Below are 20,416 nucleotides of genomic sequence, written 5' to 3' on the forward strand. Positions count from 1 at the left end.
CAGGCATACGACGAAGGACATTTTGTGACCCATCACCACTCCACTACCCCCACCACCCCCTCTACCGCTGAGGACACAGCAGACCTCCACGACACCCGTGACGACCATGAGGGCCGTGACGTTCATGACGTTGTGGCCCGGGTCCTCTCCCGGACCGGAACCGCCCTGGCCTCCACCGCCGCCCAGCACGAGCACGCCGATGGCTACGCGGACGGCCTCGACGACGGCGCCCTGGAGCGCGAGGCCCGCGCCGCCCGCCGCCGTGTGGCCGGACTGTCCACCGAGCTGGAGGACGTCAGCGAGGTCGAGTACCGCCAGATCCGCTTGGAGAAGGTCGTCCTGGTCGGCCTGGAGGTGCCGCGGCCCCACGGCCCGGCCACCGGCGCCCCGGGCGGCAGCGGCCAGGTGCGCGACACCCAGGACGCAGACACCTCCCTGCGCGAGCTGGCCGCCCTGGCCCAGACCGCCGGCAGCGAGGTCCTCGACGCCCTCATCCAGAAGCGCGACCACCCCGATCCCGCCACCTACCTGGGCAGCGGCAAGGCGCGCGAGCTGGCCGACGTCGTGGCCGCGGCCGGCGCCGACACGGTGATCGTCGACGGCGAGCTCGCCCCCTCCCAGCGCCGCGCCCTGGAGGACGTCGTCGGCGTCAAGGTCGTTGACCGCACCGCCCTCATCCTGGACATCTTCGCCCAGCACGCCACGTCCCGCGAGGGCAAGGCCCAGGTTGAGCTCGCCCAGCTCGAGTACCTCCTGCCGCGCCTGCGCGGATGGGGCGAGTCCATGTCCCGACAGGCCGGAGGCCGCGTGGCCGCCGGTCAAGGCATCGGCTCGCGCGGCCCCGGAGAGACCAAGATCGAGCTCGACCGGCGCCGCATCCGTCAGCGCATGGCCCGCCTGCGCCGCGAGATCCAGGCCATGGCGCCCTCGCGGGAGACCAAACGCGGCTCGCGCCGGCGCGGGGCCATTCCGTCGGTGGCCATCGCCGGCTACACCAACGCCGGCAAGTCCTCCCTCATGAACCGCCTCACCGAGGCCGGCATCATGGTTGAGGACGCCCTGTTCGCCACCCTCGACCCCACCGTCCGGCGGGCCGAGACCTCTGAAGGGCGCACCTACACCCTCACCGACACCGTCGGTTTCGTGCGCAACCTGCCTCACGAGCTCATCGAGGCCTTCCGCTCCACCCTGGAGGAGGTCGCCGGGGCCGACCTCGTGCTGCACGTCGTCGACGCCGCCCACCCCGACCCCCTCAGCCAGGTGGCCGCCGTACGCACCGTCCTGTCCGAGATCCCCGTAGCCCTGGACGTACCCGAGCTCATCGTCCTGAACAAGACCGACCTCGCCGACGCCGTCACCCTGGCCGCGCTGCGCACCGGCCTGCCCGGAGCAGTCGCGGTCTCGGCCCGCACCGGGGAGGGGATCGAGGAGCTGCGCGCCCGCATCGAGCAGATGCTGCCCCACCCGCAGGTGAGCATCGACGTCGTCGTGCCCTACTCCCGTGGGGACCTCGTCTCCCGGGTCCACGCTGAGGGGGAGATCGACACGGTCGACTACGTCGAGGCGGGCACTCACGTCGTCGCGCGCGTCGGCGCCGCCCTGGCGGCCGAGATCGAGGGCGCCGCCGCAGGCGTCACCGTCGACTGAGAGGCGCCGTGACCCCGAACGAGCCGAGCCGCACGGACCGGCCTGACACTGACGGTGCCGGCGACCGCAGGGTCCTGGACGTCCTGGACGCCGCGGTGCGCTCCATGGGCGGCAGCCCCCGCCAAGGGCAGACCACCATGGTCCGGGAGGTCGCACAGACCCTGGCCGACGGAACCCACCTCCTGGTGCAGGCCGGCACCGGGACGGGAAAGTCGCTGGGCTACCTGGTGCCCGCCATGGTCCACGCCGTGCAGGCCGGTGCCCGGGTCGTGGTCTCCACCGCCACCCTGGCCCTGCAACGGCAGATCCTCACCAAGGACGCGCCCCTGGCCGCCGACGCCGTCGAGCAGGTCACCGGAGCCCGCCCCGAGGTGGCCCTGCTCAAGGGCTGGCAGAACTACCTGTGCCGCCACCGCCTCGACGGCGGCTACCCGCAGGAGGAGGACGAGGCCGCCCTCTTCGGCGTCGGGGACGCCATCTCCCAGCCGGCTGCCGGGCACGGGAGCGACGCGAGCCTGGGCGAGCAGGTGGTCCGCCTGCGCGAGTGGGCGGCCAGAACGGACACCGGTGACCGCGACGATCTCGTCCCCGGCGTCTCCCAGCGCGCCTGGGCACAGGTCTCCGTCTCCCGGGCCGAGTGCCTGGGACAGTCCTGCCCCCTGAAGTCCGAGTGCTTCCCCGAGCTGGCGCGCGCCGCCGCCTCCCGAGCCGATCTCGTGGTGACCAACCACGCCATGCTCGGCGTGGTCGTGGCTGGCAACCCCGGGGTCCTGCCCGACCACCAGGTCCTCATCGTCGACGAGGCCCACGAGCTGGCCGACCGCATCCGCTCCCAGGGGACCATCGCCCTGTCGGCGGCCGCCGTGGCGCGCACCGCCGCCACCGCCCGTAAGCACGCCTCCGTGCTGGTCAGCGAGCTGGAGTCCGCGGGCCAGACCCTCCAGCTCGCGCTGGCCGAGCTGCCCGACGGCCGCCTGGAGGCGCCCCTGCCCACTGCTCTGCACGACGCGCTCGTGCTCCTGGACGGTGCCGCCCGCCAGGTCGCCTCCGACGTGCGCGACCAGGCCCGCGCCCTGGGCCGCGACCGCTCCAGCGAGGCCGCCGGGGGCCTGGCGGTCGCCCGCACCGCCGTCGCGGACCTGGTCGACGCCCTGGACCGCATGACCTCGGACTCGGTGGCCCAGGGGCGCGACGTGGCCTGGATCGAGCGTCCCCGCATGGGCGCCGAGCCCCCGCGCCTCCTCCTGGCCCCCATCGAGGTCGCCGGATCGGTGGCGAGCCATCTGCTGAACGGCCGCGCCAGCGTCATGACGTCGGCGACCCTCGCCCTGGGGGACAGCTTCGATCCCATGGCCCGCTCCCTGGGACTGACCCTGGCCGAGCAGCCCTGGAGAGGCCTCGACGTCGGTTCCCCCTTCGACTACCCCCGCCAGGGCATCCTCTACGTGGCCGCCCACCTGCCTCGCCCCGGCGCCGGCATCTCCGAGGCCGCCCTGGATGAGATGCTCGCCCTGGTCGAGGCCTCCGAGGGCGGCATGCTGGGCCTGTTCTCCTCCCGGCGCGCCGCCCAGGAGGCCGCCGAGGTGCTGCGTGGAGCCACCGGCCTACCCGTCTACGCCCAGGGCGACGACCAGCTGCCCACCCTGGTGCGGGCCTTCGCCGAGGACGAGGCGGCCTGCCTGGTGGGCACCCTCTCGCTGTGGCAGGGCGTGGACGTGCCCGGACGCACCTGCCGCCTCGTCGTCATCGACCGCATCCCCTTCCCACGCCCCGACGACCCGGTCGCCCAGGCCCGCACCGACGTCGTCGTGGCCGCCGGCGGCAACGGCTTCATGAGCGTATCGGCCACCCACGCGGCCCTGCTCCTGGCCCAGGGAGCGGGGCGCCTCATCCGTCGCAGCCAGGACCGCGGCGTCGTCGCCGTGCTGGACTCGCGCCTGCGCACGGCGCGCTACGGGGGATTTCTCACCCGCTCCATGCCCGCCCTGTGGCCGACGACGAAGCCCGACGTGGTCCGTGCCGCTCTGAGGCGCCTGGCTGTGCGGACCGATGCCCCGGGGGAGGAGTGAACCCGTCGGCTGGGCCTTTGGGTATGTGCCCCCCGGGAGGATATGCACGTAGGCTTGAGGCGAGCGGGTGCTCGCGCCCCTGCGGTCCTGCCCAGCAGATCCCATCGAGGAGAAGAACGTGTCAGACCACATCACCACTACCGCTGAAGGCTCCTACCCCACCAACCGTTCCGGCCGCCCCTCCAAAGTCGCTGTCATCGGTGCCGGGGCCGTCGGCTCCACCCTCGCCTACGCCTGCGTGACCAAGGGCGTTGCCCGCGAGGTTGTGCTGCAGGACATCGTCAAGGAGAAGGTCGAGGCTGAGGCCCTCGACATCGCTCAGGGAATCCAGTTCACCTCCGCCGGCTCCGTCTCGGGCTCCGACGACCCCGAGATTTGCCGCGACGCGGACGTCATCGCCATCACCGCCGGCGCCAAGCAGAAGCCCGGCCAGTCCCGCCTCGAGCTGGCCGGCGCCACCGTCGGCATCATGGAGAAGATCCTCCCCAAGTTGGTCGAGGTCGCTCCCAACGCCATCTTCGTCCTCGTGGCCAACCCGGTGGACGTGGTGACCTACTGCGCCAAGAAGATCACCGGTCTGCCCGAGAACCAGGTCTTCGGCTCCGGAACGGTGCTGGACACCGCCCGGATGCGGTACCTCATCTCCCTGGAGACCGGCACGGCCGTCCAGAACATCCACGGCTACATCGCCGGTGAGCACGGCGACTCCGAGGTGCCCCTGTGGTCCTCCACCGAGATCGGCGGTGTGCCGATCACCCAGTGGGGCACCACCCTTGACGGCGGCGTGTTCGACGAGACCAAGCGTGAGCGCATCGCCCACGATGTGGTTCGCTCCGCCTACCGCATCATCGAGGGCAAGGGCGCCACCAACTACGCCGTCGGCCTGGCCGTGCAGCGCATCATCGGCGCCGTCCTCAACGACGAGCAGCGGGTGCTGACCATCTCCCCGCTGCTGGACGACTGGCACGGCATCTCCGACGTGTGCATGGCCGTCCCCACGATCGTGGGACGTGAGGGCGCCGGGCGTCGCCTCGAGCTGCCCCTGACCTCCGAGGAGAAGGAGCGTCTGACCGCCTCGGCCGACCACCTGCGCGAGGTCGCACGTGGCCTGGGCTACTGAGCCACCGGTCTGAAACGCGGAAGGACCGCCCCGATCAATGGGGCGGTCCTTCTGTCATGCGGTCCTGGCGTGGCTATAGGGCGCGCAGCACCGTGACCACCTTGCCCATGATCGTGGCCTGGTCTCCGTCGATCGGGGCGTAGCTGGAGTTGCGGGGGAGCAGCCACTGGTGGCCGTCGCGCCGCGAGAGCACCTTGACCGTGGCCGAGGCGCCGTCGACGTCCTCGATCATGGCCGCCACGATCTCGCCGTTGGCCGCGTCGGGCTGGGAGCGCACCACCACCCAGTCGCCGTCACAGATGGCGGCCTCGATCATCGAGTCCCCGTGCACCTCCAGCATGAAGAGCTCGCCCTCGCCAGTCAGGCGGCGGGGCAGGGCCATGACATCGGCGACCTCCTGCTCCGCCAGGATCGGGGCCCCGGCAGCGATCCTCCCCACCAGCGGAACGGCGACCGCCTCCCCGTCCTCGACGCCGGGGACGCTGGGGGAGTCAAGAGAGCTGACGTGAGCGCCGCCGGGGGTGGCCGCGCGGCCGCTCGGGGCGCTGTCGGCGGAGACCACCTCCATCGCCCGAGGCCGATTGGGGTCTCGGCGCACCAGGCCCAGGCGCTCGAGCTTGTCCAGCTGGTGCTTGACGGAGGAGGGGCTGGTCAGGCCCACCTGCTCGCCGATCTCACGCAGTGAGGGCGGGTAGCCATGGGCGGCGATGGCCGCGCGGACGGCCTCATAGACCGCGCGGGCGCGCTTGTCGAGGTCGTTGACGGCCTCCATGGCCGCTTCTGCACTGATCTGCTCAGCACCGCCGGCTCCGGCGTGCGGCATCGGGGTCGATGAGTCGCCCTGGCGTGCTGTGGTGCTCATAGTCCTGGCCCTCCCTGCCGGACAACCCTCAGGCCCGGGGGCGTCAAGGGCGCGGAATAGATGTCGGTGGTCCGTGATCGTCTTGGACACGACCAGCCTACCGGCGACGCGACCACGATTCAAACACATGTTCGAAGACGTGCTGGACGTGTTGCTCCTCAGGCGCTAATGTATCGAACAAACGTTCGTCGAACACGTGTTCAGGAGGTTGCCGTGAGTGCCATCGCCATCCCGCTCCCGTCCCGTCAGGCTTCTCGGACTCGGAGTGTTGAGCCCGTCGCCGTGTCGGCCAGCGGCCGGGCTGGCGGGCAGCTCTCCCGTCGGCCCCGGCTGCGGCTGGTCACTGACGACTTTGTCCCCGAGGCTCCTGTGCGGCGTAGCGTCGAGGGCGCGCAGCGCCCCGTGTCCGCATCCGCTCGTGTCCCAGTGCTGCCGGCGGTGCCGCCAATGCGTCGCCCCGCGGCGCCCGCTGCCCTGCGAGGCCGTCGCTTAGAGCTGGAGAGGCTGGCCCCGCAGCATCCGGCGGTGCGGGCCGCCGGGCTGCGACGTAGCGCCCTGCAGGAGGAGGACCGGACAGGCGGCGCCGCTCGGCGTCCTAGCAAGAGCGAGTCCGTCCCATCCCGCCCGCGGGAGGTGGCGGAGACGGAGGTGCGCTCCCCAGTGGGGCTGCGGCTTCTTCGTGGCGGTCTTGCGGTCGTTGCCGCGGCCCTCGTGCTCGCCTGCTGCGGACTGGCCATCGGGGCCCTGGCGGGCATGGCCTGGGCGGGCCCCGCCACGGCGGTTGCGCAGGTGCCTGCGGATACCACAACGACGGTGGTTCGTCCCGGTCAGTCCCTGTGGGACATCGCCGAGGCGAGCGGGACCGCGGACGTCCCGGGGATGGTGGCCCGGATCGCCGAGCTCAATGACCTGAAGGGAACCACCATCCGTGCCGGGCAGACGCTTGAGATTCCTACGGCGTGAGAACCGGTGCGGGGGTCGCCCCTGGAGGTGGGCTTGCGGGGCGGCCCGCCGGGCGTTTACTCTCCGATGGACTGACACGTAGTCCAGTGAGTTCGGAGGTTGTAGGCGTGCATTGCCCCTTCTGTCGTCATGACGGCTCGCGCGTTGTCGACTCCCGGACCGCTGAGGACGGCACCTCCATCCGTCGTCGTCGTGAGTGTCAGCAGTGCGGGCGTCGATTCACCACATTGGAGACCGCCAGCCTGTCGGTCCGCAAGCGCTCCGGCGTCGTCGAGCCCTTCAGTCGGGACAAGGTCGTGGTCGGGGTCAGGCGAGCCTGCCAGGGACGCCCCGTCTCCGACGATCAGCTCGCGCTTCTGGCGCACCAGGTTGAGGAGGCCATCCGCGCCGGAGGCCAGGCGATCGTCGACTCCCACAACGTCGGGCTGGCGATCCTGGGCCCTCTGCGTGAGCTGGATCAGATCGCCTACCTGCGCTTCGCCTCGGTCTACTCCTCCTTCGACTCCCTGGAGGACTTCGAGAAGGCCATCGCCGCGCTGCGCAGTGCCGAGGCGACCAGCTGACGTCACCGGCCGACGAGGGCCCACGCGGTGTGAGGGTTCCGTCAGGGACATGCGCCCAAGCAGGACGTGGCAGACTGAGGCAATGCGCGTCCTCATCGTCTCCGACTGTTATGCGCCCAGGCTGGGCGGCATCGAGACTCAGGTGCGGGATCTCGCCCGCAACCTGAGGCTGGCCGGCCACGAGCCCGCCGTCGTCACCGCCACGCCAGTCGGTGACGGTCGTGGCCGCAGCGTCGAAAGGGTCGATGGTTTCCCCGTCTACCGCACCACCGCGCACCTGCCCAGTGAGCTGCCCGTTCATCCTCGAGCCGGCCGTGAGCTCGACGACCTCCTGTCCCGCCTGCGCCCCGACGTCGTTCACGCCCACGTCGGCGTCGTCTCGCCCTTCGCCTGGTCCGGAATCGCGGCGGCCCAGCGAGCGCGGCTCCCACTGGCCGTCACCTTCCACTGCGTCCTGGGGTCCTGGGCGCGCGTGGCCGGAGCGCTGGGATCTGTCAGCCCCGTGCGGCTGTGGCAGCGCAGTTGCGCCGACCTGACGGCCGTGTCCTCCATGCTCGCCGCCCAGGTTCGCCGCGCCGGCGCTCACGATCCCGTCACCGTTCTGCCCAACGGCATCACTGTCGAGGACTGGCGCCTGGAGCGCCCCGGTCCCCAGGAACGACGACCTCACCGGCCGGTCACGGTCGTGGCCTCCCTGCGGTGGGTGGAGCGCAAGCGCCCCCTGCAGGTCGTGCGCGCCTTCGCTCAGGCCGTCAGGAGCACCCCCGGCACCGATGCGATCCTCAAGATCTACGGGGACGGCCCGCTGCGTGAGCGACTCACCCATGAGGTCGCCGAGTCCGGCCTGGCCGACCGCATCGAGCTCGTGGGGCGCGTCGAGCGCACTGAGCTCGCCCAGGCCTTCACGCGCGCAGACATCTACCTGCAGACATCGCCCGCCGAGTCCTTCGGTATCTCCACCCTGGAGGCTCGCAGTGCGGGGCTGGCCGTCGTCGCTCGGCGCTCCAGCGGAGTGCGCGACTTCATCACCGACGGAGTCGATGGCCTCCTCGCTGACGACGACGCCGGTCTGGGCCGCGAGCTCGCCACTCTCCTGGGGGACGACGAGCTGCTCGAACGTATCAAGACCCACAACTACGAGGTCGCCCCCTTGGCCGAGTGGGGCGCTGTGGTGCAGATGCACGTCGATGCCTACCGGCGCGCCATCGCCCTGGCCGGCGCCTGAGGGGCAGCGGGTGCCGCAGTTGGCGCGGAGATGGGGATGAGGTGCGACTCCCGTCAGACGGCACTGGCGTCGGTGAGCACCTCGGAGAGCCTGCGCGCCGCGGCCATGACCACGTGTCCGTGAACCCTGCCGGGCTGACGCCCCATGCGCTCAATAGGGCCGGAGATCGAGATCGCGGCCACCACCTTGCCCCCGGGGCCGCGTACCGGCGCCGAGACGGAGGCGACCCCGGGCTCGCGCTCCCCAACTGACTGAGCCCACCCTCGACGTCGGACCGCCGAGAGCATGGTGGCGGTAAAGCGGGCCCCCACCAGGCCGCGGTGTAGGCGGTCGGGCTCCTCCCAGGCGAGAAGCACCTGGGCCGCCGAGCCGCCCTGCATGGACATGGTGGCGCCCACGGGAATGGAGTCGCGCAGCCCGATCGGGCGCTCGGCATTGGCCACGCAGATGCGTACGTCTCCCTGGCGGCGGTAGAGCTGCGCCGACTCGTGGGTCTTGTCGCGCAGGGCCGCCAGGACTGGTCCGGCGGCGGACAGGAGGTGGTCCTCTCCTGCGGCGCTGGCCAGCTCGGTGAGCCTGGGGCCCAGGATGAAGCGTCCCTGGGAGTCGCGAGTGACCAGGCGGTGGAACTCCAGGGCGACCGCGATGCGGTGAGCCGTGGGCCGGGCCAGGTGAGTGGTGGACACGAGCTGGGCCAGGGTCGCCGGCCCCGACTCCAGTGCACTCATCACCAGGGCCGCCTTGTCGATGACGCCGACGCCGCTGCTGTCGTTCTCCGGGGAGTTCTCTGAGGGGCTGTCCATAATCTGATACTGGCATTTCAAGGTATGAGATTTCAAGTTAGGGTCCGCCAGGGAAGCGGCGCAGTGTCAGCATCCTTCAGGCCAAGGCTATGGCCTTGGGTGCGGCGCGGCCGCCTCGTGCGGTCTGCGCGAGTCAGTGGCGTCGTCGGGCGCTGCTGAGTGCGGGCGGATCGGGAACACTGTTGCTGAGAGGATGAAGTCGATGGGAATGACTCTCGCCGAGAAGGTCTGGCGCGATCATGTGGTGTCCAAGGGTAGCGACGGCGCCCCCGACCTGCTGTACATCGACCTTCACCTGGTCCACGAGGTCACCAGCCCCCAGGCTTTCGAGGGGCTGCGTCTGGCCGGACGCCCGGTGCGTCGCCCCGACCTGACGATCGCCACCGAGGACCACAACACCCCCACTGTGGACATCGACCTGCCGATCGCCGATGTCACCAGCCGTGCTCAGATCGAGACCCTGCGCGCCAACTGCGCCGAGTTCGGGGTGCGGCTGCACTCCCTGGGGGACGCCGACCAGGGAATCGTCCACGCCGTCGGCCCGCAGCTGGGCCTGACCCAGCCCGGCATGACCGTGGTCTGCGGCGACTCCCACACCTCCACTCACGGCGCCTTCGGGGCCCTCGCCTTCGGCATCGGCACCTCCCAGGTCGAGCACGTCCTGGCCACCCAGACCCTGCCCATCGCCCCCTTCAAGACGATGAGCGTCACCATTGACGGGGACCTGCCCTCGGGCAGCGGGGCCAAGGACATCATCCTGGCCATCATCGCCAAGATCGGTACCAACGGGGCCCAGGGGCACGTCATCGAGTACCGCGGGCGGGCCATCGAGCAGCTCTCGATGGAGGCCCGGATGACGATCTGCAACATGAGCATCGAAGGCGGGGCCCGGGCCGGCATGATCGCCCCGGATCAGACCACCTTCGACTACCTCAAGGGCCGTCCTCACGCCCCCGTCGGCGAGGACTGGGACGCCGCCGTGGAGTACTGGTCCAGCCTGCGCACCGATCCCGACGCAGTCTTCGACACCGAGGTGGTGCTGCAGGCCGAGGACATCGAGCCCTTCGTCACCTGGGGGACCAATCCCGGACAGGGTCTGCCACTGTCCGCGCGGGTCCCCGACCCCGAGGACATCGCCGACGCCACCGAGCGGCTGGCCGCCGAACGGGCCCTGGAGTACATGGACCTCGTTCCGGGAACGCCTCTGCGCGACATCAAGGTTGACACCGTCTTCATCGGCTCGTGCACCAACGGCCGCATCGAGGACCTGCGGGCCGCCGCCGAGGTGGTGCGCGGGCGCAAGAAGGCCGAGGGGCTGCGCATGCTCGTGGTGCCGGCCTCGGCCCGGGTGCGTCTGCAGGCCGAGGCAGAGGGCCTGGACCAGATCTTCACGAGCTTCGGCGCCGAGTGGCGCAACGCCGGCTGCTCCATGTGCCTGGCTATGAACCCCGACAAGCTCTCCTCCGGGGAGCGTGCGGCCTCCACCTCCAACCGCAACTTCGAGGGGCGTCAAGGAAAGGGCGGACGGACCCACCTCGTCTCGCCCGTCGTCGCCGCGGCCACCGCCGTGCGCGGGGCGCTGTCGGCCCCGGGGGACCTGCCGCCGCGTCCCGAGGTCGCGCAGGACTCGGGTGATATCCCGACGGTCTCGGCGATTGCGCCGGTCTCCGCCGCGCCTGAGGCAACCGTCCAGTAGGGGCTGGCGCGCAGGAGATGAAGGCATACAGGCGAGGACAGGCCCGGTAGGGGCCGAGTAGAGGCAAGGAGCTCAAAGACCGTGGACAAGTTCATCCGACACACCGGCATCGGCGCCCCGTTGCGGCGCAGCGCCGTCGACACCGACCAGATCATCCCGGCGGTGTATCTCAAGCGCATCACCCGCACGGGCTTCGACGACGCCCTGTTCGCCTCCTGGCGGGCCGGTGAGCCCGACTTCATCCTCAACCAGGAGGCCTACAAGCGGGCCTCGGTGCTCGTCGCCGGTCCCGACTTCGGCACGGGCTCCTCGCGGGAGCATGCCGTGTGGGCGCTCAAGGACTACGGCTTCAAGGTCGTCCTGGCACCGCGCTTCGCCGACATCTTCCGCGGCAACGCCGGCAAGCAGGGACTGGTGGCCGGCGTGGTCTCCCAGGAGGACTGCGAGCAGCTGTGGAAGATCCTTGAGACCGAGCCGGGCACCGAGGTGACGGTGGACCTGGAGAACCGCACGGTCGAGGCCGGTTCCTTCCGCTGCGCCTTCTCCATCGACGACTACGTGCGCTGGATTCTCATGGAGGGGCTCGACGACATCTCCCTGACCCTCACCCAGGAGGACGCCATCCGCGCCTACGAGGAGGCCCGCCCGGCCTTCAAGCCGCGCACCCTGCCGGCCAGGCACCTGCCGGCCCAGGAGGTCGTCTCGGCCCGGGCCGCGGATATGCCCCGGTCCTGAGTGGGGCCGGGAGAGCTGGTAACGGGGGCGCGGACGAGCCCATCCTGCGAGTTTCATCGGTATTGGCACGGTGTCGAGTGGGATTAATCGGGACTTTCTGTGAGTCGAAGGCCACCTGATACGGCCCTGAAAAAGGTCCTGGGAGCCCCTTCGGTGCGCTTATGCTGGGACGGCCTCGCGCGCCTGCGCGGGGATGGGTGAGCGGCTCACGCGCGCGGCACGCCCAGATGACGCATGGAGGTGTGCATGGTCGACGGTCTGCTCCAGGTCGAGGGTGGTCGCCCGCTGACTGGTGAGATCACCGTCCGCGGAGCCAAGAACCTGGTTCCCAAGGCGATGGTGGCAGCGCTGCTGGGGTCGACTCCCTCAGTGCTGCGCAACGTCCCGCTCATTCGTGACGTCGACGTGGTCTCGGGGCTGCTGAGCCTGCACGGCGTGAGCATCGACTATGACCAGCGCGAGGGCATCCTCCAGCTGGACCCGTCCAAGGTCGAGTCGGCCCACATGGCCGACATTGACGCGCACGCCGGCTCCTCGCGTATTCCGATCCTCTTCTGCGGTCCGCTCCTGCACCGCCTGGGGGAGGCCTTCATCCCCGACCTGGGTGGGTGCCGTATCGGTGACCGCCCCATCGACTTCCACCTGGAGATCCTGCGCCAGTTCGGCGCCGCGGTCGACAAGCAGGCCCAGGGCATCCGGCTCACCGCGCCGAACGGTCTCAAGGGCACCGTCATCGAGCTTCCCTACCCCTCGGTCGGAGCCACCGAGCAGACCCTGCTCACCGCTGTGCGCGCGCACGGACTGACCGAGCTGCGCAACGCCGCCGTCGAGCCCGAGATCATGGACCTGGTCGACGTCCTGCAGAAGATGGGCGCCATCATCTCGGTGGACACCGACCGCACCATCCACGTCGAGGGCGTCGACGAGCTGTGCGGCTACACCCACTCGGCCCTGCCGGACCGCATCGAGGCCGCCTCCTGGGCCTCGGCCGCCCTGGCCACTCGCGGGGACGTGTTCGTGCGTGGAGCCCACCAGAGTCACATGACCACCTTCCTCAACACCTTCCGCAAGGTGGGGGGCGCCTTCGACGTCACCGATGAGGGCATCCGCTTCTACCACCCCGGCGGTGACCTGAAGTCGATCGTGGTGGAGACCAACGTCCACCCCGGCTTCATGACCGACTGGCAGCAGCCCCTCGTCGTGGCGCTCACCCAGGCCCAGGGCCTGTCCATCGTCCACGAGACCGTCTACGAGAACCGATTCGGCTTCACCGGCGCCCTGTGCAAGATGGGGGCCACCATCCAGGTCTACCGCGAGTGCCTGGGTGGCACCGAGTGCCGCTTCGGCCAGCGCAACTTCTACCACTCCGCGGTCATCTCCGGGCCCACGCCGCTGACCGGTGCCGACATCGTCGTGCCCGACCTGCGCGGCGGCTTCTCCCACCTCATCGCGGCCCTGACCGCCGAGGGCACCAGCCGGGTCGAGGGCGTCAACCTCATCGACCGCGGCTACGAGCACTTCATGTCCAAGCTGGAGTCCCTCAACGCCGCCGTCACCCGCCTGGCCTGAGGCGGGCCGGCCCCTGCCCGTGGATTCGCGAGGCGGGGGCCCGTGCGGGCGGCGGGCCCGGCTCGGACAGCCGCGTTCAGAGCGCTGAAGCGGATAGAGTTCACCCGTGCCTGCAACACGTCCCATGACCCCGTTCTACCGCTTCGCCGCGCGCGGGGCGATCATCCCGTTCCTCAAGATGGTCTCCCGGCAGTCGGTGAGCGGCCTGGAGAACATCCCCCGCGAGGGCGGCTTCATCGCCGTGGCCAACCACCTGACCGACCTCGACTCGCTCACGGCCATGCGAGCCCTGGTCGATGCCGATGTCCCCGTCTACTCGCTGGCCAAGTCCACCCTGTTCAAGGTACCGGTGCTCGGCTCCATCCTGCGGGCCGGCGGCCAGATCCCGGTCCAACGGGGCACCCAGAACGCGGCCACGGCCCTCAAGGCCGCCAGTGAGGTCCTGGCCGACGGCGGCGCCATCATGATCTTCCCCGAGGGCACGCTCTCCCGCGACCCCCTCAAGTGGCCGATGGTGGCCAAGACCGGGGCGGCCCGGCTGGCCATGACCAGTGGCGCCCCCGTCCTGCCCATGGGGCAGTGGGGGGCCCACGAGATCCTGGACACCTACGGGCGTTCCTTCCACCCCTTCCCCCGTAAGGACGTGCGCGTCACCATCGGTGAGCTCATGGACCTGTCCCGCTTCGGGCAGGACACCCAGGACCGCGAGGCCGTGCGCGCCTGCACCGCCGAGATCATGCGGGCCATCACTGCCCTGGTTGAGGAGCTCCGCGGGGAGAAGGCCCCCCGCCCCTTCGACATGCACTACGACGGCGACCCCGGCAAGGGGAAGATCGGTGTGCGCCGCCCCGACCCGCTGCCCGAGGCGGACACTCAGGAGGAGGGCCAGTGAACGGCGTCGACCCCGCAACGAGTGCGCCGCTGCGCCCGGCCGCTGCCGTCATCGGCTCAGGAGCCTGGGGCACCACCTTCGCCAGCCTCCTGGCCCAGACCGGCACCCCCACGACGATCTGGGCCCGGCGCCGGGAGGTGGCCGAGGAGATCAACGCCGGCACCAACGAGCGCTACGTCCCCGGTCACCGCCTGCCCCAGGGCCTGAAGGCGACCACCGACCTGGCCCAGGCCGTCACGGGGGCGAGCATCGTCGTCGTGGCCGTGCCCTCCCAGGAGGCCCGGAGGGTCCTGGAGCCCCTCAGGGGCGCCCTGGCCGACGACGCCGTGGCCGTCTCCCTCATGAAGGGCATCGAGCTGGGTACCGGGCTGCGCATGAGCGAGGTCCTGGCTGAGGCCCTGGGCATCGACTCCTCCCGCGTCGTGGTCGTCTCCGGCCCCAACCTCGCCGACGAGATCGCTGCGGGCCAGCCCACCGCCACCGTCGTGGCCGCCGACGACGAGCAGGTCGCCGCCCGGATCGCCTCCCTGTGCGCCACCGGCACCTTCCGTCCCTACACCAACACCGACGTCCTGGGCGTCGAGCTGTGCGGGGCGGTCAAGAACGTCATCGCCCTGGCCGTCGGCGCGGCCGCAGGCCGGGGCCTGGGGGACAACTCCAAGGCCACGATCATCACCCGGGGCCTGGTGGAGATCACCCGGCTGGGCCTCAAGCTCGGGGCTCGCCCGGAGACCTTCTCCGGGCTGGCCGGCATGGGGGACCTGGTGGCCACCTGCTCCTCGCCCCTGAGCCGCAACCAGACCTTCGGCCGCCACCTCGGCGAGGGGATGAGCGTGGCCGAGGCCGCTGCGGCCTCCCGGGGCGTGGCCGAGGGCGCCAAGTCGGCCCGCGCCGTCCTGGACCTGGCCCGGGCCCACGGCGTGGACATGCCCATCACCACCGGGGTCGTCACCGTCGTCGAGGGCGCCGCCAGCGTTGCACAGGTCACTGACGCGCTGCTGGCTCGTCCCCGCAAGGCCGAGGGCGTGCATGCGGCACCGTCGCAGGCCTAGCCTTCCAGGGGTGTGGAGGCCCGCTTTATCCCGGGTTCGTTGTGCATTATCAGCATGTGGGGCGCAGCGCGGTAGCGTGGGACCTATGACAGCCCTCCAGGAAACCGGCTCCTCCGTGCCCAGTTCTCACAAGTCCACCGTGCGTGTTGCCGTCGTCTTCGGCGGACGCAGCGGTGAGCACACGATCTCCTGCGCCACCGCCGCCGGTGTCCTGTCAGCCATCGACCGCGACCGCTACGAGGTCCTTCCGGTGGGCATCACCCCCGAGGGCCAGTGGCTGCTCGTCGAGGACGATCCCGCCGCCCTCGAGCTCAGCGACAACCGGCCGCCGGTGACCATCACCGCCGAGGGCCTGGGGCAGGGGAGACTCACCGCACCCCTGGGAGGCGGCGAGCTCACGGTCCTCGGCCCCACGGGGCCTGAGGCCCTGGGACATGTTGACGTCGTCCTGCCGCTGCTGCACGGGCCCTACGGCGAGGACGGAACCATCCAGGGCATGCTGGAGATGATGGGCATTCCCTACGTCGGCTGCGGGGTGCTGGCCAGTGCCGCGGGCATGGACAAGCAGGTCACCAAGGTGCTCCTGGGGGCCGCGGGCATCGCCACAGCGCCGCACGTCGTCGTCGGCCCCCATGCCTGGAAGCGCGACCCCGAGGCGATCCTGGAGGCCTGCCGGTCCCTGACCTACCCACTGTTCGTCAAACCCGCCCGCGCCGGCTCCTCCCTGGGCATCAGCAAGGTCGACCGCCCCGAGGACCTGGCCGGGGCCATCGAGGCGGCCCGCGCGGTCGACCCCAAGGTCCTCGTGGAGAGCGGCATCGTGGGACGCGAGGTCGAGGTCGCCGTCCTTCAGGGCCGCGGCGACGACGCCCCCCGGGTGGCCGAGCCCGGCGAGATCGCCATGGACGCCTCCCAGGGCGCCGGCGAGTTCTACGACTACGAGACCAAGTACCTGGCCCACGACGCCGTGGCCATGGTGTGCCCGGCGCGCATCAGCCCCGAGGCGCGCGATCTCCTCATGGACACCGCGGCTCGGGCCTTCGAGGCGCTTGGCTGCGAGGGACTGGCCCGCGTGGACTTCTTCCTCACCGATGCCGGTGAGGCGGTGGTCAACGAGATCAACACGATGCCCGGATTCACCCCCTTCTCCATGTACCCCTACATGTGGCAGGTCTCCGGCCTGGGCTACACCGAGCTGGTCTCCGAGCTCATTGAGCTGGCTGTGGCCCGCTCCACCGATGTCAACCGCTGAGCCGGCTCCGGCCGGCGCAGAGGCGGCGGAGCAGGGCGCGCGGGTCGGTGACCTCAGCGAGGAGGAGCTCCTCGCCGTCATCACCCCCCTTCTGCCGCGCGGCCCGCAGACCCCCGTCGGCACGGGGGACGACTGCGCGGTCCTGTCCTTCCCCGACTCGCGCACGGCCGTGAGCACCGACGTCCTGGTCGAGGGACGCCACTTCCGCACAGACTGGTCCACGGGCCGCGACGTCGGCGCCAGGGCCGCGGCCCAGAATCTGGCCGACGCCGCCGCCATGGGGGCCAGGCCCGTCGCGCTCGTCGTCGGCCTGGTCATGCCTGCGTCCACCCCGGTTGGCTGGGTACGGGACTTCGCCCAAGGACTGGCCCAGGGCTGCGAGCCCTGCGGGGCGGGCGTCGTGGGCGGTGACCTCAGCGCCGGCGACTCGCTGATCGTGTCCGTCACGGTCCTGGGCGACCTCGAGGGCAGGGCCCCGGTTCTGCGAAGCGGAGCCCGGCCCGGCGATGCCGTTGTGCACGTTGGAACCCTGGGGCGCAGCGCGGCGGGGCTCGCCCTGCTCAGCGCGGGCTCTGACTGCGCATCAGGTTGGGGAGCCGTTATTCCCTCGGGTCAGGAGCACCCGCAGGCGTGGGCCTGCATCGAGGCCTTCCGCGCCCCCGCCCCGCCCCTGGCCGCGGGCCGAGAGCTGGCGCTGGCCGGCGCCACCTCCATGCTGGACGTCTCCGACGGGCTGCTGCGGGATGCCGGTCGGATCGCCCGCGCCAGCGGCGTCGTCATCGACCTCGATGATCCCGGCGACCTGCCGGACGCGTCCTTCCTCGAGCCGGTGGCCGCGCTCGTGAGCGGCGGTGACGGATCGGCCGCTCACGCCCTGGCCCGCAGCTGGCTGCTCACCGGGGGAGAGGACCACGGACTGCTCGCCACCGTCCCGGCACACGCCCTTGATCGGCTGCCCACCGGCGCCCGTGTGATCGGCCGGGTCCTGAGCCTGCAGTCCTCACCGGGCCGGGTGCTGGGGCACCGACCGGGTGTCCTGCTGGCGGGAGAACCCGCGCAGGAGCACACCGGGTGGGACCACTTCTCCCACACATGACGGGTCGTCACCCGTTGAGGGACACGGGGTACGACAAAGGCCGCCGACTGCTTGCGCAGCGGCGGCCTCGTGCTCGAAGGACTCGAGATGATGCGCTCAGATGTTGCGCGTCACCTTCCCGGCCTTGAGGCAGGACGTGCACACGTTGAGGCGCTTGGGGGCGCCGCCCACGAGAGCACGCACACGCTGGATGTTGGGGTTCCACCGGCGGTTGGTCCGCACGTGGGAGTGCGAGACGCTCTTGCCGAAGATGGGGCCCTTGCCGCAAACGTCGCACACAGCAGCCACGGTCTCACTCCTGATCTTCAATGCTTCAACGCTCAGGCTGATGCCTGGCGCCAGGTCTTACCGCCCAGGCGCGGGGCGCCGGGCAACCCGAACACAATAGCGGACCCGTGTGCGGCGCCCCAAGCTGCCTTGGCGTGCGTTCGGGCACATGCTGCTCGGTGTGGTGCTTGGTGAGTAAGGGCGGACTAGGTCTGCAATGTGTTGTATTTCACTGCTTGTGGGTCGTGTGTCCCAGGTGGGTGCGGTGGTAGCGGCCTGACCAGCGCGCCGGTGGCCCGAGTACCCCTTCGGTTCCGTGTCGCCCAGAGCGTGGTCCTTGCGCCGGCACCTCGCTCCGGTGGGAGGAATGTGCCTGGGACGGTACTCTAAAACCACATATCAAACCGAAGGCTCGGCCCAGCCATGAACCAGGCTCGCTGAACGCCTGCACATATGCAGATCATGCAATGGAACAGAGGGTGTTCGCAGCGTGACACACATGGTGTGCTGGTCGTAGCCAGGACCCAGGGGAGGCGAAGATGGCGCAGTCTCAAGGACACCGCCCCGTTACCCCTGTCTCAGGGACCCATGTGCTGCAGGGGGCCGCAGTGCGGCGCTGGATCGCGCTGGCCGAGATCGTTGCCGATCAGACCCGGGATCTGGTCGATGTCCTCAATGTCTTCCCCGTACCGGACGCGGATACCGGAACCAACGTCCTGCTCACCCTGCGCTCGGCCTCCGACGCCCTCCATCGCCTGGGCCGGGCCGCGGATGCCGCCCAGGTGGCCCGGGCCGCAGCCGACGGCGCCGTCCGGGGAGCCCGAGGGAACTCGGGTCTTCTGATCTCCCAGGCCCTGGCCGCCTTCGCAGACGTCTGCGCCGAGGCCCCCGATCCCACCGGCCTGCGTCCCGTCGAGCTCGTCCACGTCTACGAGGCCATGGCAGACACCACCTGGGCCGCGGTCTCCCGCCCGGTCTCTGGGACCCTGCTGTCAGTCGCCCGGGACGCGGCCACGGCGGCCCGCTCCGCCCTGGAGGAGGCGACGGCGAGCTCGCCCGCGACCCTGAGCCTCATCGCCGCCGCGGCCGCCTTCGGCGCCCAGGAGTCCGTTGTGGAGACCTCCGGCCTCGGACACGGCCCGGTGGATGCGGGGGGAGCGGCCTTCATGCTGCTGTTGACCTGCCTGTCGGACACCATTGACGCGATGCAGGACGACGGCCGTGGGGCGACCGAGGCCCCAGAGCTGCGCCAGGGCCACGAGGACGCCGACGAGCACGCCCCCTACACCGCCGTCGCCCGCCAGATGCTCACCGACCTGGCCGCCGGCGGGGTGCCGCACAGCGTCGGTCCCGACCCCCTGGGCATGTCCACCGGCGAGTTCGAGGTGATGTACCTGCTGGAGGCGACCGCGGTCCAGGCCGGTCAGCTGCGTCGGGACCTGGAGCGCATCGGCGACTCGGTGGGCGTCGTCGGCACCCCGGACGCCCTGGGGGTAGGCCTCTACCAGGTCCACGTCCACACCGACACGCCGCGTGCCGCACTGCCGCATGCGGGCCGCGCCCGGCAGATCTGCATCCACCACCTCCATCCCACAGCCCTGGTGAACCCCACGGACGAGCCGCCCTCCCCGTGGGAGGCGTTCGACTCCGACCCCACGGGGCACGTGGTCTCCTTCGAGCGACTGGCCGCGCGCCGGGCCGAGCGCAAGGCGCAGTCGGTGCGCATGCACCCCTCTCAGGCGGCCGCCCCCCGTCCCGCACCGGCGCAGGCCCCGCATCTAGCTGTGCGCTCACGGCAGTCCGGCGTCGGTGTCATCGCCTGTACCCGGGCTCCCGGGCTCATCGAGCAGCTCGCCCGCTCCGGCGCCGCCGTCGTCCTCAACCCGGATCGGGAGGGGATCGCCCGCGCTGCCGCGGACCTGGGGTCCTCCCAGGTCATCGTGCTGCCCTGTGACGCCGCCTGCACCGAGGCGGCCCACGACGCCGCCCGCTTCCTGGCGGCCCGCTCCGCCGTCTCCACCGTCCGCCCTCCGGTGGGTGCCACCCGCAAGACGGACGCCGCTCGAGAGACCGCCCGCGCCGGGGTGTCCTCGGAGCGCTATGAGGCCGAGGGCATTCAGCTCCTCGTGTGCGACACCGACGACGAGGCCCGGGTCCTGGCCGCCGCGGTGGCCCTTGCCGGCAGGGGCGAGGAGGCAGAGCTGGCCGAGCTGGCCCGCCGCGCCTGGAGCGCCGCCGCGGGGCTGCGCACCATCGCCCTCAACGGGGCCCAGGCCGACGGTGAGGCCGTGGCTCGCGCCGTGGCCTCGGCGCTGCGGCCCTCCGATGAGCTGCTCACCGTCATCACCGGCCGCAATGCCGGCCGCGACGTCGGTGCCCTGGCCGCCAGCGCGGCGGTGGGGGCCCGGGGGCACGTGGTCGGTGAGGACGTGGAGGTCGCAGTCCATGCCGGCGGCCAGGAGCACCCAGACGTCCTCATCGCCATCGAGTAACCCTCCCTGCGTGCTGCCATGCTTCGAGGTCGCCCGTATATGCAAGCGCCTCGGGTCATGAAGGGCTCCCAGGCTCCTTCGTCATAGGGTGGGGCCGTGTCCGGATCGTCTGA

17 protein-coding genes are annotated in these 20,416 nt (G+C 71.0%); 14 read left to right on the plus strand and 3 right to left on the minus strand.

The features are described from left to right. The first annotated feature begins 24 nt into the window (after positions 1–24). The 3 genes from hflX (at position 25) to HW274_RS04850 (ending at position 4,836) form a co-directional block, all read left to right on the plus strand. Positions 25–1,647, plus strand: a complete 1,623-nt coding sequence (hflX, locus tag HW274_RS04840) for a GTPase HflX (protein ID WP_185989340.1) — start codon at positions 25–27, stop codon at positions 1,645–1,647. An 8-nt stretch (positions 1,648–1,655) separates the two neighbouring features. Continuing rightward, positions 1,656–3,716 (plus strand): ATP-dependent DNA helicase, encoded by a 2,061-nt coding sequence (locus tag HW274_RS04845; protein ID WP_075255107.1) that lies wholly within the window; start codon positions 1,656–1,658, stop codon positions 3,714–3,716. A gap of 118 nt (positions 3,717–3,834) precedes the next feature. Beyond that, on the plus strand, positions 3,835–4,836 hold the full coding sequence (locus tag HW274_RS04850) for an L-lactate dehydrogenase (RefSeq protein WP_075255106.1): 1,002 nt from the start codon (positions 3,835–3,837) through the stop codon (positions 4,834–4,836). A gap of 73 nt (positions 4,837–4,909) precedes the next feature. Here HW274_RS04850 and lexA read toward each other — a convergent pair whose 3' ends face one another. Continuing rightward, positions 4,910–5,698 (minus strand): transcriptional repressor LexA, encoded by a 789-nt coding sequence (gene lexA, locus HW274_RS04855; RefSeq protein ID WP_075255105.1) that lies wholly within the window; start codon positions 5,696–5,698, stop codon positions 4,910–4,912. 213 nt (positions 5,699–5,911) lie between these two features. On the opposite strand from lexA, the gene HW274_RS12795 reads away from it, so the two are divergent. The 3 genes from HW274_RS12795 to HW274_RS04870 all read left to right on the plus strand — a co-directional run bounded on the left by HW274_RS12795 (position 5,912) and on the right by HW274_RS04870 (position 8,449). Next, complete coding sequence (locus HW274_RS12795) at positions 5,912–6,661, plus strand: LysM peptidoglycan-binding domain-containing protein (protein ID WP_260679192.1); 750 nt, start codon at positions 5,912–5,914, stop codon at positions 6,659–6,661. A gap of 107 nt (positions 6,662–6,768) precedes the next feature. Further along, entirely contained in the window at positions 6,769–7,224 is a 456-nt protein-coding gene (gene nrdR, locus HW274_RS04865) for a transcriptional regulator NrdR (RefSeq protein ID WP_075255104.1), read from the plus strand. 82 nt (positions 7,225–7,306) lie between these two features. Further along, positions 7,307–8,449, plus strand: coding sequence for a glycosyltransferase family 4 protein (locus tag HW274_RS04870; protein WP_185989341.1), 1,143 nt, complete (start codon positions 7,307–7,309; stop codon positions 8,447–8,449). A gap of 53 nt (positions 8,450–8,502) precedes the next feature. On the opposite strand, the gene HW274_RS04875 is transcribed toward HW274_RS04870, so the two are convergent. Further along, positions 8,503–9,252: an IclR family transcriptional regulator gene (locus HW274_RS04875; protein WP_185989342.1), complete on the minus strand. Its 750-nt coding sequence runs from the start codon at positions 9,250–9,252 to the stop codon at positions 8,503–8,505. 202 nt (positions 9,253–9,454) lie between these two features. Between HW274_RS04875 and leuC the strand changes: the two genes are divergently transcribed. From leuC to HW274_RS04910, 7 genes are all read left to right on the plus strand, one after another. Next, positions 9,455–10,948, plus strand: a complete 1,494-nt coding sequence (leuC, locus tag HW274_RS04880; RefSeq protein WP_185989343.1) for a 3-isopropylmalate dehydratase large subunit — start codon at positions 9,455–9,457, stop codon at positions 10,946–10,948. A gap of 81 nt (positions 10,949–11,029) precedes the next feature. After that, the gene (leuD, locus tag HW274_RS04885; RefSeq protein WP_075255101.1) at positions 11,030–11,683 is read left to right on the plus strand and encodes a 3-isopropylmalate dehydratase small subunit; all 654 of its coding nucleotides are present in this window, start codon (positions 11,030–11,032) and stop codon (positions 11,681–11,683) included. 246 nt (positions 11,684–11,929) lie between these two features. Continuing rightward, complete coding sequence (murA, locus tag HW274_RS04890; RefSeq protein WP_075255100.1) at positions 11,930–13,252, plus strand: UDP-N-acetylglucosamine 1-carboxyvinyltransferase; 1,323 nt, start codon at positions 11,930–11,932, stop codon at positions 13,250–13,252. Between the two features lie 124 nt (positions 13,253–13,376). After that, entirely contained in the window at positions 13,377–14,144 is a 768-nt protein-coding gene (locus tag HW274_RS04895; protein ID WP_101586906.1) for a 1-acyl-sn-glycerol-3-phosphate acyltransferase, read from the plus strand. Next, a complete protein-coding gene (locus HW274_RS04900; protein WP_185989344.1) occupies positions 14,141–15,196 on the plus strand; it encodes an NAD(P)H-dependent glycerol-3-phosphate dehydrogenase in 1,056 nt (351 codons plus the stop codon). The genes HW274_RS04895 and HW274_RS04900 overlap by 4 nt, the downstream gene beginning before the upstream one ends. 85 nt (positions 15,197–15,281) lie before the next feature. Further along, on the plus strand, positions 15,282–16,448 hold the full coding sequence (locus HW274_RS04905) for a D-alanine--D-alanine ligase family protein (protein WP_075255097.1): 1,167 nt from the start codon (positions 15,282–15,284) through the stop codon (positions 16,446–16,448). Beyond that, positions 16,435–17,544 carry a thiamine-phosphate kinase gene (locus tag HW274_RS04910; protein WP_185989345.1) on the plus strand — a complete coding sequence of 370 codons (1,110 nt, stop codon included), beginning with the start codon at positions 16,435–16,437 and terminating at the stop codon, positions 17,542–17,544. The genes HW274_RS04905 and HW274_RS04910 overlap by 14 nt, the downstream gene beginning before the upstream one ends. 96 nt (positions 17,545–17,640) lie before the next feature. Here HW274_RS04910 and rpmB read toward each other — a convergent pair whose 3' ends face one another. Continuing rightward, the gene (rpmB, locus tag HW274_RS04915; RefSeq protein ID WP_004565195.1) at positions 17,641–17,832 is read right to left on the minus strand and encodes a 50S ribosomal protein L28; all 192 of its coding nucleotides are present in this window, start codon (positions 17,830–17,832) and stop codon (positions 17,641–17,643) included. 518 nt (positions 17,833–18,350) lie between these two features. Between rpmB and HW274_RS04920 the strand changes: the two genes are divergently transcribed. After that, positions 18,351–20,303, plus strand: coding sequence for a DAK2 domain-containing protein (locus tag HW274_RS04920; protein ID WP_185989346.1), 1,953 nt, complete (start codon positions 18,351–18,353; stop codon positions 20,301–20,303). Positions 20,304–20,416 lie beyond the last annotated feature (113 nt).

The sequence above is a fragment of the Actinomyces sp. oral taxon 169 genome (assembly GCF_013394715.1).
GTDB lineage: Bacteria > Actinomycetota > Actinomycetes > Actinomycetales > Actinomycetaceae > Actinomyces.

Bases quoted from the DNA above. Each gene is read 5' to 3' on its own strand.
- lexA (WP_075255105.1), bottom strand. From the start codon at position 5,698: ATGAGCACCACAGCACGCCAGGGCGACTCATCGACCCCGATGCCGCAC.
- HW274_RS04870 (WP_185989341.1), top strand. From the start codon at position 7,307: ATGCGCGTCCTCATCGTCTCCGACTGTTATGCGCCCAGGCTGGGCGGC.
- HW274_RS04875 (WP_185989342.1), bottom strand. From the start codon at position 9,252: ATGGACAGCCCCTCAGAGAACTCCCCGGAGAACGACAGCAGCGGCGTC.
- leuC (WP_185989343.1), top strand. From the start codon at position 9,455: ATGGGAATGACTCTCGCCGAGAAGGTCTGGCGCGATCATGTGGTGTCC.
- murA (WP_075255100.1), top strand. From the start codon at position 11,930: ATGGTCGACGGTCTGCTCCAGGTCGAGGGTGGTCGCCCGCTGACTGGT.
- HW274_RS04895 (WP_101586906.1), top strand. From the start codon at position 13,377: ATGACCCCGTTCTACCGCTTCGCCGCGCGCGGGGCGATCATCCCGTTC.
- HW274_RS04905 (WP_075255097.1), top strand. From the start codon at position 15,282: ATGACAGCCCTCCAGGAAACCGGCTCCTCCGTGCCCAGTTCTCACAAG.
- HW274_RS04910 (WP_185989345.1), top strand. From the start codon at position 16,435: ATGTCAACCGCTGAGCCGGCTCCGGCCGGCGCAGAGGCGGCGGAGCAG.
- HW274_RS04920 (WP_185989346.1), top strand. From the start codon at position 18,351: ATGGCGCAGTCTCAAGGACACCGCCCCGTTACCCCTGTCTCAGGGACC.